We start from the raw sequence: 16,910 nt of genomic DNA on the forward strand, positions 1-16,910 counted from the left end.
CTTCTGGTGCAGGATGTATCATGTCGCACTTTCGATCGAGCGGAGGCCTTCATGGCGGAATACGTCCCGGGCAGGTTCGATTGCTTGATAACCGATGTAAGCATGCCGGGCCGTAGCGGCCTCGACCTGCTGCGGCGGCTGCGGAGCATCGGCTCCTCGATACCGGTCATCGTCGTTACCGCCGACACGAGCCGGACGGCCCGATCGCGCGCAATGAGAGACGGCGCCCACGCATATCTGACAAAACCAATAAGCAGTGAAGCACTCCTTCGTCATCTGCAGTCGGCCTTGAGTCAGGCGAGCCCACCCCCTGAGGACGACGGACAAGGGACGATTTCCGATGACTAGCACCACTCACAAAGTCCTGACGGGCGAAAACGAACACCCCTTCATCTTTCCGCTCCCTTTCCAGCTGTCAGACTTCGCGTCTGAAAGCGTGATCGTGAGCGACGCCCACGGTGTCATTCAGTATTGGAATGCTGCTTCGGAAGCTCTTTATGGATGGCCGGCCATGGCCATGATCGGGCAGAGTTACGAAGCGTTCTGTGAGCACGATGCTGAACACATCCGTACGCTGCTGCAGGAAGGCCGATGGGAAGGTGTGGTCCACCGGCGCAATCAGGCCGGAACCAAGGTGGCAGCCGCCGTGCGGCAAATTGCAAGGCGGGACGCGAATGGCACCGTTCTGGATATTGTTGAATTCGGGAGGAATGCAGGCGAGATCTCCCAAGCGGCGACCATGCGCCTGGATGCCGAGCTGCAGGGCAGCCTCGCCCCTTGCTGGGAGCTCGATACCTCGTCTGCACGACTTCTGCTCGACACAATCACAGAGCTTAGAAGTCGTGGCATAAGTGTCGATCTCGAGCAGCATCCGGAGTGGGTTGAAGAGCTGCTGACCGCAACTCGGATCTCTGCCGTCAATGATCGCGCGGTGCGAATGTTCGGAGCGCATGCCGGTCAGGAACAGATGATCGGTCAGCGGGTTGGCGCGTTCTGGCCGGCAGAAAGTCGTTCAGTACTCGCTACCTTGATTGAAAGTGTAGCAAGCGATCGCTCGCGTCTCGAGACACGCAAAATGGTCTTAAGCGGAGCCGCACGCGACGCTATCATCAGAGCATGGCACGCTGCCGAGCCCAAGCCCCTCGGCTCTGTATTTGTAACGATCAACGGCGCGCCAAACGACGATCGCAGCTCTTGGGAACTGCAGGCGAGCGAGGAGAGATATCGCAAGTTGATTCAGTATCTACCGACCGCTCTCTGGCAAGTTGATTCCCGGCGGGCGGACGAGGTCTTTGACCAATTGAAGGCAAATGGCGTCCGCGATATCGGAGCCTATCTTGATGAGAATCCCGACCTTGTCGAACACGCGAAGGATGTTGTGCACGTAACGGAGGTGAATCGAGATGCGATATCACTGTTTCGTGCCAGCAATGCTTCCGACCTCATAAAGCCTGTTCGTTATATTTTTGCCGCCGCCCCCGGGCTCGCGAACCGGGTCATGGTTGCTCATTTCGAACGTCGACGTAACTTTATCGAACAGACAAAGATTCTGGCCTTCGATGGCACAATCATCGATGTCCTGTTCACGGTCACATATCCGGTGCCGCCCGAGCAGCTGGATACAACCTTTATAACCATGCAGGACATTAGTGAACGGCTGAATGCAGAACGGCAGGTTCGGAAGCTGCAGGCCGACTTCACGCATGCTGGGCGCATCGCAACCCTCGGCGAACTTGCGACTTCCATCGCACATGAGATCAACCAGCCGCTTACAGCAATCTTGACCAACGCCGAGACGAGCCTGAGATGGCTGGCGCGCGCCGATCAAAACATAGAAAAGGTCACCCAGCTCACTTCCAGGGTCGTATCGAACGCCCGTCGTGCTGGTGAAATCATTCAGCGCATCCGAGGCATGGCAGTGAAACAGGAGCCAGAGAAGCGTCTCATCGACCTCAATGAGGTCGTTCAAGAAGCTCTCCTGTTCAGCCGCCACGACATGGAGTCGAAGTCGATCGCTCTGTCGACAACATTTGGCTCTGGCCTTCCCCGCGTGATGGGCGATCGCATTCAGCTGCAGCAAGTCATGATCAACCTGCTTGTCAATAGCGTCCAGGCGATTGCGCAGTCGGGACAACCAACGCGGCGGATCGATATTGAGACTTCGATCGATGACGACGGTTCGGTTGTCTTTTCCATCTTTGACAATGGGCCGGGCATTGCCGCCACGGATCTGGAGCACATCTTCGACCGCTTCTTCAGCACCAAGGATTCAGGCATTGGCATTGGGCTCGCCATTTGCCAATCGATCATTGCGGCGCACGGCGGCAGCATTTCAGGTTCAAATCGTTCGAACGGCGGCGCTCATTTTCGCTTCACGCTCCCGGTATCAATGGGGCCCGGCGCCACGTCTGATGCGGCCAACATCATTCAGCAGACCCACCCGCCGCTTCAATGAGCCTCCCCTTCATCTCGGGCGGAATCGGCGCAGAGACCCGAGATAATCCACCGGCAGGATGCGTGCTGTCCAACCTTCTAAAGCTTGGCATGTTCAACCTATCCCAAGGTACAGGTCAGCCTGTCCGCTTGAAACAACAAGCCTAGACTCGCTGCACGATACCGTCCGCGGGCGCATGCCATCAATATTGCAAACACACCACAGTTAAGGGCTCCACGCCCACCCAAGGCCCTGCGCAGAACGAGCGCGGTGCATTCCTGACGGGAGAACAAGTCCATGAGCAAGCCGATCTCGCACGAGCGTTTGAGGGCTGCGCCAGTTGCGCCTCGCGCACGCCAGAACGATTTGTCGGCTGCCGAACATCGTCCCGCCGATATGGAGATGGCGCGCGTGCTTCACACCAAACCACTCCGCATGGCATTGGACTCCTCCGGTGCCGGGATCGCCCACTGGAAACATGAACCATTGCACGACGTCGTCGAGCCCATGAGCCACCACGTCATCATGGCCTACAACGGCTCGGTGCAGCGCATGGAGCGGCGGTCAGGAAGATCGGTTGCGACGGGAACGTTTCGTCGCGGGGTCGTGATAATCATTCCGGAAGGATCAAGCTCCCGTTGGGATATTCCGAAACCTGTTGATGTCGTTCAGCTCTATCTTCCTCACGCAACGCTGAAGCGCGTTGCCGACGAAGCCGAGACCGCCGCGCCGATCGATCTCCTGGAGCGAACGGCGCATCCCGACCCCACCACATCCCGATTGCTCTTGAGCGCAGCCGGTGTGCTGGAGGGCAATGGGGCCCTGGATATGCTGTTCCGGCATCAGCTGACAAACCTGTTGGCCACGCGCCTCCTGGCTGCGCACACGAGCTCGCCAACCACGTTTCAGCCGACCATGGGTGGGCTTTCGCCGAAAGTCCTGCTCCGTGCCATCGAACGCTTGCGCTCGGACAGCGATGCGGACGTCTCCCTAGATGCCCTGGCTTCCGATGCCGGCCTGTCGCGCTTCCACTTCTGCCGCGCCTTCAAAGAAAGCACCGGGCTTTCACCTCATGCCTGGCTGCGCCAGCACCGGCTCGAGCAGGCCATGAACATGCTGCGCGACACCGACGCATCGATCGCCTTGGTTGCGGCGGAGCTTGGCTATGCCTCGCAAACGGCCTTCGCTGCGGCATTCAGGCGATTTACTGGGGAAACGCCGAGCGATTGGCGGCGACGCGTGCGTTAGTAGCAATCGCTCTGCAGGTAACGAAGTGCCTTCCGAACGCGAGGACAGCTGCATGAACAAGCCGATCCTGAACGATCCTTTGAAGGCTCTGCTTGTCGCACCCAGCGCGCACCACAGCGACTCGCCGGTCGCCGAGCGGCGTCCTGCCGATGTGGAGATGGCACGCGTCCTCAAAACCGCTCCGCTCTGCATGGCTTCAGACCCCTCCAGTGGCGCGATCGCCCATTGGAAGCATGCAGCTCTGCACGACGTGGTCGAGCCGATGACCGACCACGTCATCATGACCTACCCCACGGGCGTTCAGCGCCTGGAGCGGCGCAGCGGGAAATCGGTTGCGATTGGAACGGCGCGTTCCGGAGTTGTGACGATCATTCCGGCTGGTTCAAGCGCCAGATGGGATATTCCCGGCGCTGTCGATGTTATCCAGCTCTATCTTCCGCACACAAAGCTCGAGCGCATTGCGCGCGAAGCCGACGCGCCCGCTCCTCGCGATCTTCTGGAGCGGACGGCGCATCCTGACCCCATCACATCCCAATTGCTGATGAGTGCGGCGGATGTGCTGGAGGGCAATGCAGCCCTGGATACGCTGTTCAGGCAGCAACTGACGGATCTCCTGGCCACGCGCATCCTGGCTGAGCACACGGGGGCGCCAACCACGTTCGATCCGGTCAGGGGTGGGCTTTCTCCCCATGCTCTGCGCCGCGCCATAGACCGTCTGCGCTCGGACAGGGATGCTGACGTGTCACTCGCTGCGCTGGCATCGGAGGCCGGCCTGTCGCGCTTCCACTTCAGCCGGGCCTTCAAGGAAAGCACCGGGCTTTCGCCTCATGCTTGGCTGCGCCAGCACAGGCTCGAGCAAGCCATGAATATGCTGTGCGATACCGACGCGTCGATCTCGTTGGTGGCCGCGCGACTTGGCTACGCTTCCCAAACTGCGTTCACCGCGGCGTTCAGGAAGCTGACCGGCGAAACCCCGAGCGATTGGCGAAGGCGCATGCGGTAGCAGCAATCGCTCTGCAGGTGCCGCAATCGCTCTGGCGCAGTTGCAGACCTGATCGGCTAGACCATCGCTATGTCCACACCAACGATCGACGGAGATAAACAATGATCTGGAAAAACTTCGTCAGCTTCCCTGCAGTCTCGCCGCGACGGAGGCTCGTCGCAACCGCCATCGTATACGGACTTTCGTTGGCAGTTCGCTTCACCTCGGCAACCGGCGAGGAGGTGGAAATTCCACCGCGGTCCCTGCAAAGGACGAATCCGGCGATGTCCATCATGACCAACGATCGTGCCCCGCTTCCCTACGCCGACTGGGGAGGCCCGAATGCCGCTGAGCCGATTTTCTTTCGCCGCCACTGGACGCTGCGGGCGTCGTCGAGCTGCCCTGCTCCTTAAGACCTAACGATTTCGTTTCACGTCTTCGCGTCGTCCTTGACCACAAGGAGCCGCCACCAAAGGAGCGGCGGCGGCAACGCGCCTATGCCCGGAAAGATCAACCACAGGAGTAGATCACATGCGACTTGTCATAATCGGCGCCGGCTTCGCCGGCATGTACGCTGCACTTTCCGCTGCACGCCTGCGGGACATCCAGGGCGCTTCCCCGGAAGAACTCGAGATCGCGCTGGTTGCACCACAGCCGACGCTGGTGGTTCGCCCACGGCTCTACGAACGGAAGCCAGAGACGCTGACGGCGCCTCTCCAAGATGTCCTCAAGGCCATCGACGTCGTCTACGTGCAAGGCAGCGCCGAGACGGTCGACACCAAGTCTCGCACGGTGGAAATCGTCGGTATCAAAGCTGCGAAGAAGAGCCTATCCTACGACCGGCTGGTCGTGGCCACCGGCAGTCGGCTCTTCCGTCCGAATATTCCCGGGCTTGCCGAGCATGGCTTCAGCGTCGACCAGCTCGACGATGCGATTGCGCTCGACCGGCATCTTCACAGTCTGGCCGATCGGCCAGCAAAGAACGGACGCGACACGGTCGTCGTTGCCGGCGGCGGGTTCACCGGCATCGAGGCGGCAACCGAGATGCCCACGCGGTTTCGTGCGATCCTCGGCAAGGATGCCACGCCGCGTGTCGTCATCGTCGATCGGAATAGTGCGGTCGCTCCCGATATGGGCGCAGGTCTTCGCCCCATCATCGAAGATGCGCTGCGCAAGCTCGGTGTGGAAACCCGAGTCGGTACCGGCGTGGCGTCGCTGAACAAATCCGGCGTCACGTTGACTTCCGGCGAACGCATCGAAACCGAGACCGTGATCTGGGCAGCGGGCATGCGCGCCGCTCCATTGACCGCGCAGATTCCCGCCGAGCGCGACCGTCTCGGCCGGCTGCTTGTCGACCGCGACTTGCGCGTACCGGGAGTGCCTGGCGTTTTCGCCACCGGTGATGCTGCGAGAGCCGCCTGCGATGATCTCGGCAACTACGCGCTGATGTCGTGCCAGCACGCGACGCGGATGGGCGCCTTCGCCGGCAACAATGCCGCCGCGGAGCTCTTGGGAGTACCGACCAGGCCGTATCACCAGGAGGGGTACGCCACGTGTCTCGACCTGGGAGAGGCCGGTGCGATCTTCACGCGAGGCTGGGATAGGAAGCTCGAGCTGGTCGGCGCCGAGGCGAAGAAGACTAAGCAGCAGATCAACACCGTGTGGATCTATCCGCCCCGAGCAGAGCGTGCGGCCGCACTGGCCTCGGCCAATCCAGAGCACGTCGGCGAAGTGTAGGCGAGTTACGCGAAACGGGCCGCGCTGACCCCACATCAGCACGGCCCGATCACCATCGACCAATTGGAGCTCACCACGATGAAACACGAGACCGTGCGCGCGACGGCGTTCGCCATGCCGCTGACCAACCCGGCCTTTCCACCCGGCCCCTATCGCTTCATCAACCGCGAGTACTTCATCATCCAGTACCGGACGGATCCCGAGGTCCTGCGTCGGATCGTGCCGGCACCGCTCGAGCTGACCGAACCGGTGGTGAATTACGAATTCATCCGCATGCCTGACTCAACCGGCTTCGGCGACTACACCGAAAGCGGCCAGGTCATCCCGGTGTCCTATCATGGTCAGGCTGGCAGCTTCACCCATCAGATGTTCCTCAATGATCATCCGCCCATTGCAGGCGGGCGTGAGCTGTGGGGCTTTCCCAAGAAGCTGGCGCAGCCGAAGCTCGCAGTCGAGATCGACACGCTGGTCGGTACCTTGAACTATGGCTCGGTTCGCATCGCGACCGGCACCATGGGCTATAAGCACCGCGCCCTCGACATCGAGGCCGAAGCAAGGAAGCTCGCCGCACCCAATTTCCTGCTCAAGATCATCCCGCATGTCGATGGCACGGCGCGCGTCTGCGAGCTCGTGCGCTTCCATCTCGAAGACATCAGCGTGAAGGGCGCATGGACCGGGCCGGCGGCGCTCGACCTGTATTCGCATGCGCTAGCCCCTGTCGCCGAGCTGCCGGTCCTTCAAGTGCTGTCGGCGAAGCACATCATTGCCGACCTGACCCTCGGGCTTGGCACCGTGGTCCACGACTACCTGTCCCCCGGCGTGGCTGTGCGACGACGCGGGTCCGAATCCGAAATCTTGATCGAAGCGAACGCAGGCTGATCGCATCAGCCGCAATATCGGGAGTTTGTAAAATGCTGAAGGTGATGCGCGAGCAAATCAGTTCTGTGCCGCAGGCATTCAGACCGCTGCCCTACGATGTCGTCGCCTTGGTGCTGCAGGGCGGCGGAGCTCTAGGAGCTTATCAGGCCGGAGTCTACGAGGGCCTGCACGAAGCAGGTATCCGGCCGAACTGGTTGGCCGGCATCTCGATCGGAGCACTCAATGCGTGCATCATCGCCGGCTCCCCTGAGGACCAGCGGATCGAGCGACTACGCGAGTTCTGGGAGACCATCTGTGCCTGTCCGGTGGGATGGCCTGCCGGCGAAGGGCTGGCTGATGCCTTGCCATTCGCTTTCGACCTACGCTCGATGCACAACGCGTTTGCCGCGATGAGGGCCTTGTTCCAGGGGCAGCCGGGCTTCTTCAAGCCGCGCTTCCCGCCCCCGTTCTGGTCGCCGTTTTCAGGCGATGGAGCGACAAGCTTCTATGACACGTCACCCCTGAACCAGACGCTGGAGAGGCTCGTCGATTTCGATCGGTTGAATTCGGGCGAGGTGCGCGTCAGCGTCGGAGCGGTCAACGTCCGCACAGGCAATCTGACCTATTTCGACACGACTGAACGCCGGCTGGGACCGAAGCATTTCATGGCTTCCGGCGCTCTGCCGCCGGGCTTCCCCGCAGTCGAGATCGAAGGCGAACATTATTGGGATGGCGGCGTCGTCTGGAACACCCCGCTCTCGCGGGTGCTGTCCAGCGAGCCGCGTGACACGCTGACATTTCAAGTCGATCTCTGGTCGGCCAAGGGCCGTGTCCCCCACGACATGATGGAGCTGTCGAGCCGACAGAAGGACATCCAGTATTCGAGCCGCACGCGCGCCATCACGGACCAAGCGTTGCGAATGCAGAAGATGCGTCAAGCCTTGCAGCGGACGCTCGAACATTTACCGGAAACCGCAAAGCAGGATCCAGAAATCCGCGCCATCGCGGAGATGGCCCGTCGCCGCTCCTACAACATCATCCACCTGATCTACCAGTCCAAAATCTATGAGGGCCAGTCCAAGGACTACGAGTTCGGGCTGAGTGCAATGCGCGCCCACTGGCAGAGTGGACTGGACGACATCCGCCGCACCTTGGCCGACCCGCGTCGCCTCGACCCGCCAGCTCCCGAGGTCGGCATCGTCACGCACGACGTCCATCGCGCGATTGAGATCTAGCGACCCCCACACGTGTTGGAGAATGTGCCATGTCAACCCTTTCCTATTCCGCTGAACAGAAGGCAAAAACCCGTCTATCTCCGTCGCGTCAGGCGATCCGGCGGGCAGCGCTCGCGTTCGCCGCGGCGCTCGGCGTCGCCGGCGCTGCCGCTTTCGGCCACTACTACGTCACGACCGGCCGCTACCTGGAAACGACCGACGACGCCTATGTCAAAGCGGACTCCACGATCATCGCGCCAAAGGTCTCCGGCTACATCGCCGAAGTGCTGGTTTCCGACAATGAGCCGGTGAAGGCCGGCCAGCTCTTGGCGCGGATCGACGACCGCGACTTCAAGACCGCCCTGAACCAGGCCAAGGCCGACGTTGCAGCCTCCGAAGCCGCGGTGAAGAACCTCGACGCACAGATCGAATTGCAGGAACCGCTGATTCAGCAGCAGGCCGCCGAGGTCGACGCGACCGAAGCCAATCTGAAGTTCGCTCAGCAGGAGCGCGCCCGCTACGACGAGCTCATGAAAACTGGAGCAGGTACCGTTCAACGCGCCCAGCAGACCGACGCGGCGTTGCGCGCACAGACCGCGCAGCTGCAGCAGGGCAAGGCAGGTCTGATGGCCGCCAACAAGAAGATCGAGGTGCTCGCAACCGAACGCGCGAAGGCCGTTGCGCAGCTCGATCACGCCCGCGCCGTCGAACAGCAGGCGGCGCTGAACCTCTCTTACACGCAGATCACGGCACCGGTCGACGGCACGGTCGGCGCGCGGACGCTCCGCGTCGGCCAATATGTGCAGGCCGGAACGCAGCTAATGGCAGTGGTGCCGCTCGATCAGGTCTATGTGGTCGCCAATTTCAAGGAAACCCAGCTTACCCATGTGCGCGATGGCCAGCCGGTCGAGCTGCGGGTCGACAGCTTCCATTCGACCAGGCTGAAGGGCCATGTCGATAGCCTCTCGCCAGCGAGCGGTCTGGAATTCGCGCTGCTGCCGCCCGACAACGCCACTGGCAACTTCACCAAGATCGTGCAGCGCGTGCCGGTGAAGATCGTGCTCGACGATCAGAGCCTGAACGGTCTGCTGCGCCCCGGCATGTCAGCCGAGCCGACCGTCAACACCAAATCGGCCGTTGTCGCCGAGCGCGAAGCCAAAAAGCGGCTCGCGTCGCGTGGCGGCGAGCCCCGCAGCTGAACGACGCACCCTCCCTCGCACGCGAGGAAACAACCATGACGACACTGCAAACCACCATCGATGCCGTTTCCGCGAGCGAAGGTCAGTTACCGGCCGCGGCTCCCGCTGTCTCCGCAAAAACCTGGCTCGCGGTTATCGGCGCCACGCTGGGTGCGTTCATGGCGGTGCTCAACATCCAGATCGTCAATGCCTCCCTTGCTGACATTCAGGGCGGAATCGGAGCAGGCATCGATGACGGCGGCTGGATCTCGACCTCCTACTTGATCGCCGAGATCGTCGTGATTCCGCTCTCAGGCTGGCTTGCCCAGGTGTTCTCGGTCCGCATCTATCTCCTCACCAACGCCTTCCTGTTCCTGGTGTTCTCGGCGGGCTGCGCGCTCGCGCAGGACCTGCCGCAGATGATCACGCTACGTGCCGTGCAGGGCTTTACCGGCGGCGTGCTGATCCCCATGGCGTTCACGCTCATCATCACGCTCTTGCCGAAGGCGAAGCAGCCGATCGGGCTCGCGATGTTCGCGATATCAGCGACATTCGCTCCCGCGATCGGTCCGACCATCGGGGGCTATCTCACCGAGAATTTCGGCTGGGAATACGTCTTCTATGTCAACGTCGTGCCCGGCGCGATCATGATCGCCATGCTGTTCTTCTCGCTGGAAGCGGCGCCCATGAAGCTGTCGCTGCTGCGCGAGGGCGACTGGGCCGGCATCATCACCATGGCGATCGGCCTCGCCGCGCTGCAGACCGTGCTGGAAGAAGGCAACAAGGACGACTGGTTCGGCTCGCCTTTCATCGTTCGGCTGGCCGTGATCACTACCGTCGCGTTGACGCTGTTCCTCGCAATCGAGCTGACCGCGAGGAAGCCGTTGCTCAACTTGCGCATCCTGCTGCGCCGCAATTTCGGCTTCGGCGTGCTCGCGAACTTCCTGCTCGGCGTCGCACTCTATGGCTCCGTCTATATCCTGCCGGTCTATCTGTCCCGCATCCAGGGCTACAACTCCGAGCAGATCGGCATGGTGCTGGCCTGGACCGGCTTGCCGCAGCTCGTGCTGATCCCGCTGGTGCCGCGACTGATGCAGCGCATCGACCCGCGGATCGTGATCGGCATCGGCTTTGCACTGTTCGCCGCCTCCAACTTCATGAACATCTATATGACCAGCGACTATGCGGCGGACCAGCTGTTCTGGCCCAACGTGGTCCGTGCTGTTGGGCAGGCCCTTTGTTTCGCGCCGCTTTCGGCGGTCGCGACCGCCGGAATCGAGCAGGAGAACGCGGGGTCCGCGTCTGCCTTGTTCAACATGATGCGCAACCTCGGTGGCGCAATCGGCATCGCCGCGTTGCAGACGCTGCTCACCAAGCGCGAGCAATATCACTCCAACGTGCTCTCGCAGCAGGTCACGATGTTCGAGCAGGCGACCCGTACCCGGCTCGATCAGCTTACGCAGTATTTCATGAGCCACGGCGTAATCGACCGTGTCGACGCCGTCCACCACGCCTACGTCGCGATCGGCAAGGTCATTCAGAAGCAGGCCTTCATCCTCGGCTTCAGCGATACCTTCTATCTGCTCGGCGTCTCACAGATCGTCGCCCTGATCGCGGCGCTCATGCTCACCAAGCCCGACCGCCTCGATGCAGGCGGCGCCCACTGACCATCTTCAACCCCGAAAGGAGAACGACCATGAAGCCCCGCATGAATTTCTTTCAGGCCGCGCCTGAGGGCATCAAAGCGCTTACGGCTGTGGAGACCCAAATCCAGTCATCCGGACTCGAACAGTCGCTGATCGAGCTGGTCAGGACTCGCGCCTCGCAGATCAACGGCTGTGCCTTCTGCATCAACATGCACACCCAGGATGCGCGCAAGCATGGCGAAACCGAGCAGCGGCTGTATCTCCTGAACGCCTGGCGCGAGGCACCACTCTATACCGATCGTGAACGTGCGGCGCTGGCCTGGACTGAGGCGGTGACGCTGATCTCCGAAACGCATGCGCCCGACGATGCTTATGAGGAGCTGCGCAAGCATTTCTCCGAGGCAGAGGCCGTGAACCTGACCATCCTGATCGGAACCATCAACGCTTGGAACAGGCTTGCGATTTCCTTCCGCGCGGTGCCGCCGGTCAAGGCCAAGGCGGCGACGGCCGCTTGATTCTGCGTGAGTTTCATTTCTCTAGCATCGAAAGGAATTCCCCATGTTGAAGGGAAAAGCAGCAATCGTCACCGGATCGACCAGCGGCATCGGCCTGGGCATCGCGAAAGAATTGGCCAAGCTCGGCACCGACCTGGTTATGAACGGCCTTGGTGACGCCGGCGGGATCGAGGCAATCCGCAGCAGCGTCGAACGTGAGCACAGCGTGCGCGTCGTCTACGATGGTGCGGATATGTCAAAGGGAGAAGCTGTACGCGGATTGATTGCGGCGACGATCGAGAAATTCGGACGCCTCGACATCCTGGTGAACAACGCCGGCATTCAGTTTACCGCTCCGGTGGAGGAGTTTCCCGCTGCCAAGTGGAATGCGATCCTGGAGATCAATCTGTCGGCTGCGTTTCATGGAATTGCAGCGGCGGTACCCCAGATGAAAAAGCAGCGCTGGGGAAGAATCGTCAACATTGCCTCAACGCACGGCCTCGTCGCCTCAACTCATAAAGCCGCCTACGTTGCAGCCAAGCACGGGCTGGTTGGCCTGACCAAGGTGGTTGGCCTCGAGACCGCCGGCAGCGGCGTGACCTGCAACGCGGTCTGTCCGGGTTGGGTGCGAACACCCCTGGTCGAAAAGCAGATCAGCGACATCGCTGCGCAAAGAAGCATTAGTCAGAAGGAGGCGGCCAATGAGCTTCTTGCTGAGAAGCAGCCCTCTCTGGATTTCGCGTCGGCCTCGCAGCTTGGCGGCACTGTGGCTTTCCTCTGTTCGCCTGCGGCAGACCAGATCACAGGCACGACGATCTCCGTCGATGGTGGCTGGACCGCACAGTAGCGGAGGTAGCACCGCGGCATTGATCGCCACTTCAACAGAGAACATGGAGGCCCCGTCATGGGTGCAAAGCAGAAGGTCGCCATTATCACCGGCGCGTCGCAGGGAATCGGCGAAGCATTGGTCAGGGCATACCGCGATCGCAATTTTCGCGTTGTCGCGAATTCCCGCTCGATCAGGCAGCCATCCGATCCGGATATCCTGGCGGTTGCCGGGGACATCACCGATTCGAAGACCGCGGAACGCATCGTATCGCAGGCGATCGAGCGCTTCGGCCGCGTAGACGCCCTCATCAACAACGCTGGCATCTTCATCGCAAAGCCATTCACCGATTATACGGACGAAGACTATGCCAGCTTGCTAGGGATCAATCTCGACGGCTTTTTCCATGTCACGCGTCGCGCAGCCAAGGAGATGCTGAGGCAGGGATCCGGGCATATCGTGCAGATCACGACCAGCCTCGATGAACACGCGGTCAGCAGCGTGCCCTCGGCCCTGGCGGCCCTTACGAAGGGCGGTTTGAACGCGGTGACCAAGTCGCTCGCGATCGAGTATGCGAGCAAGGGTATCCGCGTCAACGCTGTGGCGCCTGGAGCGGTCAAGACGCCGATGCACGCACCTGAAATGTACGACTTCCTGGCCAAGCTGCATCCGGTCGGACGGATGGGAGAGGTGCGAGATGTTGTCGATGCAGTGCTCTACCTCGAAGGTGCCGCCTTCACCACCGGCGAGATCCTGCACGTGGACGGCGGACAGAGCGCCGGACATTAAGAGGAATGTCGTGCCGCCCGCATCGGCGGAGCGGGTCGACACCTGGAACTTAGAGGCTAGCTTGCAATGACGGTCGCATTTCGATCATCTCGGCCTGACTTCGAGGCTTCAGCGCGCGAAGTAGCTTTGGATACGATCGCGCTGACCGCCAAGCTGTTGTTTGCGCACGGGCAGACGACCGAGCGGACGGTAGTCACCACCGAACGCCTTGGACGCGCTCTGGGCGCGCCGGCGAAGGTGCTGCCAGATTGGGACAAGATTACCGTCGAGCTCGAAGGCACATCCTTGTCCCGGATTGTTCCCGCCAAGCCGCTCGGCATGGACATGAACAGGGTGCTGGCCATCATGTCCATTGTGGACCGGCTGTGCGACGGCACGCTACATACTGAAGAAGCATGGCCGGCACTGTTATCGGCCGGAAACTTGCCCCCCGTGTCCACGTTGCATTTCACCTCATTTGCAGCCATCGGCGCGGCGTCGCTTGGGGTGATCTTCGGCGCGCTCGATATCACGAGCCTGATGCTCATCGCAGCGAGCGCCTCCCTCGGCGCGCTCGTCCGCCGCTGGCTGTCAGGCTTCAGCAGCAATCCTTTTATCCAGCCGCTTTGTGCCGCCCTCATCGCCGGTATTGTGGCGGCCGTTTCCGCTATCAGCTTGCATCAGCCGATCGCAAGCACTCTCGTCGCCTTCTGTCCCTGCATGGTGGTGGTGCCCGGTCCGCATCTTCTCAACGGTGCGATCGATCTCGTACGCACGCGGATCGCGCTCGGCATTGCGCGCCTGACGTACGCCGGCACGATCGTGCTTATGATCTGCTTCGGCCTGCTATTGGGCTTCACCGCAGGCGGCGCAGCCCTACCGACCGCGACGCCGGACGCTCCCGTGCCGCTCCTGGCCGACGTGATTGCGGCAGGATGCGCCGTCGCGTCCTTTGGCACTTTCTTCTCGATGCCGTGGCGCATGCTGCCCTTGCCCATCGCAGCTGGTATGCTCGGCCATGCGGCACACTGGGCGCTGATCTCGCTCTTGGGTGCGAATGTCGCGACCGGAGCGCTCGTCGCCTGTATTCTGGTCAGCATCATCGTCACACCGGTCGTCGACCGCCTGCATCTGCCCTTCGCTGCGCTCGGCTTCTCTGCTGTCGTCTCGATGATGCCAGGCTTCTTTCTGTTCGAGGCGGCGAGCGCCCTTGTCGAGCTGGTCGCGATGGGGCCGCGTGCGCCGGTAGCTCTGCTGACGAACATCGCCGCGAACGGCGCCACGGCATTTCTGGTCATACTGGCCATGACGTTCGGGTTGATCCTACCACGCATGCTGCTTGAAGGCCGTGACGTGGCACGCAGCGCTACCATTAAGAGCCCGAAAGCGCGGAAAATCGTAGAACAGCGTAGGAAATAGTTGGGAATGCGTAGCGGGGGGCGATTCATCTGATTCCCCCCTCCCCCCTCGCGCTTGTTTACACCATCATACGGCAACGAAAAGCCGCCTAGCGTCCGGCGCTCGTTTCACTGACGCGGCGACGAAGCTTCGGCGGCGTGACCGCACTGAATGGGTTCAATTTCTCGAGCACACGACAGTGTGATGGTGCTGCGGACACAACGCTTGCCTGAGGCATGTATGACGCACCAAGAGTAGCAGTGCGGCATTCTTGCTCACCTTGCCGACACTGACATCGAGAGGCTCGCCAAGCGGCACCGGGCGCAGAAATTCGGTCCGGTAGGAAAAGACCCGGAAACCCGGTGGGGCATGGCCATCGATCTCCACGGCAGCAAGCCCGGCGAGCACGCCTCCCTGGACCGTCTCGAACGGCCCTGAGACCTCCGGCGTGGCGCGATCGTGACCGGAGGCCAGCCGCTCAACGACGGGACTTGACGTCATCGCTCAACGGTTACTGGTCGAAATACTGGCTAAAAGAATACAAGCGCCCTCACCTCGATGCTCTCACGCGGGGGAATGTCGGCGTGGGGAGTCGGATCAATGAAGCCGGTATGCGGTACGAAGCGCGCCCGTCCATCCCTGGCAGAGTCGTAGCACTTGAACACAAGCACTTCGGTCTCGTGCATATCAGGCGCATAAAACCATCGATGTTGTTGGCGACAGACCAGACCATAAAATTCGCCGGTCCGATCCGGATAGACAATGTCGGTTGCGACCAGATCGTCTGAATTGATGCTGGTGGCATCGCAGAGTGCGAGTGGAGCGTCGCGCAGCGGGCCGCGTATCGGGCGCCAGACATTTACAATCGAGAAGCGGCGACGAAGCAGCGCCTCGGCCTCCTCGCCCATGAGATCGCGAACGCGCTGGGGACCGGACTTTTCGGTATAGTCGCCGTGAACTCTTGCGGAGGGCTGTCGCGGAATCCCGGGTGTACGATCAATCCGATCGATGACCCGGCGCCGAACGGTGTGATCGAAGATCACGACTCTCTCTGCATCGCAGACGCTGGCGATCAGCTGCTCGATTTCCGGATAGAGAATTCGACGCAATTGACTTTCATCATAGAAGTCCGCGACCGCGCTTTGATGCGAAGCCAGCAGAAAACCTTCGCGATCGAGCGACAAATCAAGCGGGCCGCTCCGCATGTCATGTATTAGGACCGAACGGCCTTCATATTCCGCGCTCGATGCGGATACGCCTGATGGCGGCCGGAATGTGTAATAACGGGGCTTTGTCATGCCCGGCTTTAAGTAGTGAAGAACGCCCTCGACGTAAGGGCGGCCGGCACAGTTCTTGGGCTGCATTGCTTGCTCCATCGGGACGTCGCGGCTCATGCCGTCTTCAGCAACGGGCTCTTTTCCCGCTCCAGCACGCGGCGCACCGCGGGACGTGCAAGCAGCCGCTCCTTGTGGTCAGTGTAGGACACCAATTCCGCGACAGGCAGGCCGAACACTGCGGCCCAACCGTAGTACACGAGCGCGTAGGGATCACACACCGTGTACTGGTTGCCGCCCAACCAAGCTTGACTGGACAGCAACGTGTCAATCTCCTGGCACTGCCTCCAATATCCTTCCTTGGCGCCGTCCTTGACCGACCCGTGCGCTACCTGATCGGCAACAAAGCGCTCAGGCCTGACCATGCGCCGAAACTGGGGGTCGACAGAGTTGGAAATCCAGCTCAGCATGGAAATGCAACGCGCTTCTGCGACGCCATCCTTCGGCAGCAGCTCGGCTTCGGGAAACGCTCGGCCGATGTAGGCAAGGATGGCTACGCATTGCGTGATCGGCTCGTCACCGACCTTCAGCACGGGGACCTCTCCGCGCGGATTGATCTTCTTGAAGGGTTCTGCGTGCTGTTCGCCTTTGCGAAGATTGACGAGCACGCTCTCAAACGACGCGCCTGCTTCTTCCAGCGCAACGTGCGCTGCCATGGAACAGGCACCTGGACAGTAATAAAGCGTCAGCATAGATTTCTCCTCACATTCATCAGCCTTTCACCAGTCACTATCGTCGCTTGCGCAAGATCAATGGCATTGGCATCGCGTCGAACTCGTTCAGATTTTCATGG

15 protein-coding genes are annotated in these 16,910 nt (G+C 61.2%); 13 read left to right on the top strand and 2 right to left on the bottom strand.

What is annotated here, in order from left to right:
- Positions 1-340 precede the first annotated feature (340 nt).
- The 13 genes from MTX19_RS34705 to MTX19_RS34765 all read left to right on the top strand — a co-directional run bounded on the left by MTX19_RS34705 (position 341) and on the right by MTX19_RS34765 (position 14,804).
- Positions 341-2,455 carry an ATP-binding protein gene (locus MTX19_RS34705; protein ID WP_280981220.1) on the top strand — a complete coding sequence of 705 codons (2,115 nt, stop codon included), beginning with the start codon at positions 341-343 and terminating at the stop codon, positions 2,453-2,455.
- Between the two features lie 276 nt (positions 2,456-2,731).
- Positions 2,732-3,682, top strand: coding sequence for an AraC family transcriptional regulator (locus tag MTX19_RS34710; RefSeq protein WP_280981221.1), 951 nt, complete (start codon positions 2,732-2,734; stop codon positions 3,680-3,682).
- 52 nt (positions 3,683-3,734) lie between these two features.
- Entirely contained in the window at positions 3,735-4,685 is a 951-nt protein-coding gene (locus MTX19_RS34715; RefSeq protein WP_280981222.1) for an AraC family transcriptional regulator, read from the top strand.
- A 101-nt stretch (positions 4,686-4,786) separates the two neighbouring features.
- Entirely contained in the window at positions 4,787-5,077 is a 291-nt protein-coding gene (locus MTX19_RS34720) for a hypothetical protein (RefSeq protein ID WP_280985691.1), read from the top strand.
- 118 nt (positions 5,078-5,195) lie between these two features.
- Entirely contained in the window at positions 5,196-6,401 is a 1,206-nt protein-coding gene (locus MTX19_RS34725; protein WP_280981223.1) for an NAD(P)/FAD-dependent oxidoreductase, read from the top strand.
- Positions 6,402-6,479: 78 nt separating this feature from the next.
- Positions 6,480-7,280, top strand: a complete 801-nt coding sequence (locus tag MTX19_RS34730) for an acetoacetate decarboxylase (RefSeq protein ID WP_280981224.1) — start codon at positions 6,480-6,482, stop codon at positions 7,278-7,280.
- 32 nt (positions 7,281-7,312) lie between these two features.
- Positions 7,313-8,494, top strand: a complete 1,182-nt coding sequence (locus MTX19_RS34735) for a patatin-like phospholipase family protein (protein WP_280981225.1) — start codon at positions 7,313-7,315, stop codon at positions 8,492-8,494.
- A 29-nt stretch (positions 8,495-8,523) separates the two neighbouring features.
- The gene (locus tag MTX19_RS34740) at positions 8,524-9,672 is read left to right on the top strand and encodes an HlyD family secretion protein (protein WP_280981226.1); all 1,149 of its coding nucleotides are present in this window, start codon (positions 8,524-8,526) and stop codon (positions 9,670-9,672) included.
- Positions 9,673-9,707: 35 nt separating this feature from the next.
- A complete protein-coding gene (locus MTX19_RS34745; RefSeq protein WP_280981227.1) occupies positions 9,708-11,318 on the top strand; it encodes an MDR family MFS transporter in 1,611 nt (536 codons plus the stop codon).
- 29 nt (positions 11,319-11,347) lie between these two features.
- Positions 11,348-11,812 (top strand): carboxymuconolactone decarboxylase family protein, encoded by a 465-nt coding sequence (locus MTX19_RS34750; protein ID WP_280981228.1) that lies wholly within the window; start codon positions 11,348-11,350, stop codon positions 11,810-11,812.
- Positions 11,813-11,855: 43 nt separating this feature from the next.
- Positions 11,856-12,638: a 3-hydroxybutyrate dehydrogenase gene (locus MTX19_RS34755; protein WP_280981229.1), complete on the top strand. Its 783-nt coding sequence runs from the start codon at positions 11,856-11,858 to the stop codon at positions 12,636-12,638.
- A 57-nt stretch (positions 12,639-12,695) separates the two neighbouring features.
- On the top strand, positions 12,696-13,406 hold the full coding sequence (locus tag MTX19_RS34760; protein WP_280981230.1) for an SDR family oxidoreductase: 711 nt from the start codon (positions 12,696-12,698) through the stop codon (positions 13,404-13,406).
- Between the two features lie 66 nt (positions 13,407-13,472).
- Entirely contained in the window at positions 13,473-14,804 is a 1,332-nt protein-coding gene (locus MTX19_RS34765) for a threonine/serine exporter family protein (protein ID WP_280981231.1), read from the top strand.
- A gap of 509 nt (positions 14,805-15,313) precedes the next feature.
- Here MTX19_RS34765 and MTX19_RS34770 read toward each other — a convergent pair.
- Together MTX19_RS34770 and MTX19_RS34775 are read right to left on the bottom strand one after the other, a co-directional pair.
- Complete coding sequence (locus MTX19_RS34770) at positions 15,314-16,177, bottom strand: CmcJ/NvfI family oxidoreductase (RefSeq protein ID WP_280981232.1); 864 nt, start codon at positions 16,175-16,177, stop codon at positions 15,314-15,316.
- Positions 16,174-16,809 (bottom strand): glutathione S-transferase family protein, encoded by a 636-nt coding sequence (locus MTX19_RS34775; protein WP_280981233.1) that lies wholly within the window; start codon positions 16,807-16,809, stop codon positions 16,174-16,176. The genes MTX19_RS34770 and MTX19_RS34775 overlap by 4 nt, the downstream gene beginning before the upstream one ends.
- Positions 16,810-16,910 lie beyond the last annotated feature (101 nt).

This window comes from Bradyrhizobium sp. ISRA464 (assembly GCF_029910095.1).
Classification (GTDB): domain Bacteria; phylum Pseudomonadota; class Alphaproteobacteria; order Rhizobiales; family Xanthobacteraceae; genus Bradyrhizobium.

Excerpts from the sequence above, each read along its gene's own strand:
- MTX19_RS34720 (WP_280985691.1), top strand. The coding sequence starts at position 4,787 with ATGATCTGGAAAAACTTCGTCAGCTTCCCTGCAGTCTCGCCGCGACGG.
- MTX19_RS34710 (WP_280981221.1), top strand. The coding sequence starts at position 2,732 with ATGAGCAAGCCGATCTCGCACGAGCGTTTGAGGGCTGCGCCAGTTGCG.
- MTX19_RS34715 (WP_280981222.1), top strand. The coding sequence starts at position 3,735 with ATGAACAAGCCGATCCTGAACGATCCTTTGAAGGCTCTGCTTGTCGCA.
- MTX19_RS34750 (WP_280981228.1), top strand. The coding sequence starts at position 11,348 with ATGAAGCCCCGCATGAATTTCTTTCAGGCCGCGCCTGAGGGCATCAAA.
- MTX19_RS34770 (WP_280981232.1), bottom strand. The coding sequence starts at position 16,177 with ATGAGCCGCGACGTCCCGATGGAGCAAGCAATGCAGCCCAAGAACTGT.
- MTX19_RS34775 (WP_280981233.1), bottom strand. The coding sequence starts at position 16,809 with ATGCTGACGCTTTATTACTGTCCAGGTGCCTGTTCCATGGCAGCGCAC.
- MTX19_RS34735 (WP_280981225.1), top strand. The coding sequence starts at position 7,313 with ATGCTGAAGGTGATGCGCGAGCAAATCAGTTCTGTGCCGCAGGCATTC.
- MTX19_RS34755 (WP_280981229.1), top strand. The coding sequence starts at position 11,856 with ATGTTGAAGGGAAAAGCAGCAATCGTCACCGGATCGACCAGCGGCATC.
- MTX19_RS34765 (WP_280981231.1), top strand. The coding sequence starts at position 13,473 with ATGACGGTCGCATTTCGATCATCTCGGCCTGACTTCGAGGCTTCAGCG.
- MTX19_RS34705 (WP_280981220.1), top strand. The coding sequence starts at position 341 with ATGACTAGCACCACTCACAAAGTCCTGACGGGCGAAAACGAACACCCC.
- MTX19_RS34730 (WP_280981224.1), top strand. The coding sequence starts at position 6,480 with ATGAAACACGAGACCGTGCGCGCGACGGCGTTCGCCATGCCGCTGACC.
- MTX19_RS34725 (WP_280981223.1), top strand. The coding sequence starts at position 5,196 with ATGCGACTTGTCATAATCGGCGCCGGCTTCGCCGGCATGTACGCTGCA.
- MTX19_RS34760 (WP_280981230.1), top strand. The coding sequence starts at position 12,696 with ATGGGTGCAAAGCAGAAGGTCGCCATTATCACCGGCGCGTCGCAGGGA.
- MTX19_RS34745 (WP_280981227.1), top strand. The coding sequence starts at position 9,708 with ATGACGACACTGCAAACCACCATCGATGCCGTTTCCGCGAGCGAAGGT.
- MTX19_RS34740 (WP_280981226.1), top strand. The coding sequence starts at position 8,524 with ATGTCAACCCTTTCCTATTCCGCTGAACAGAAGGCAAAAACCCGTCTA.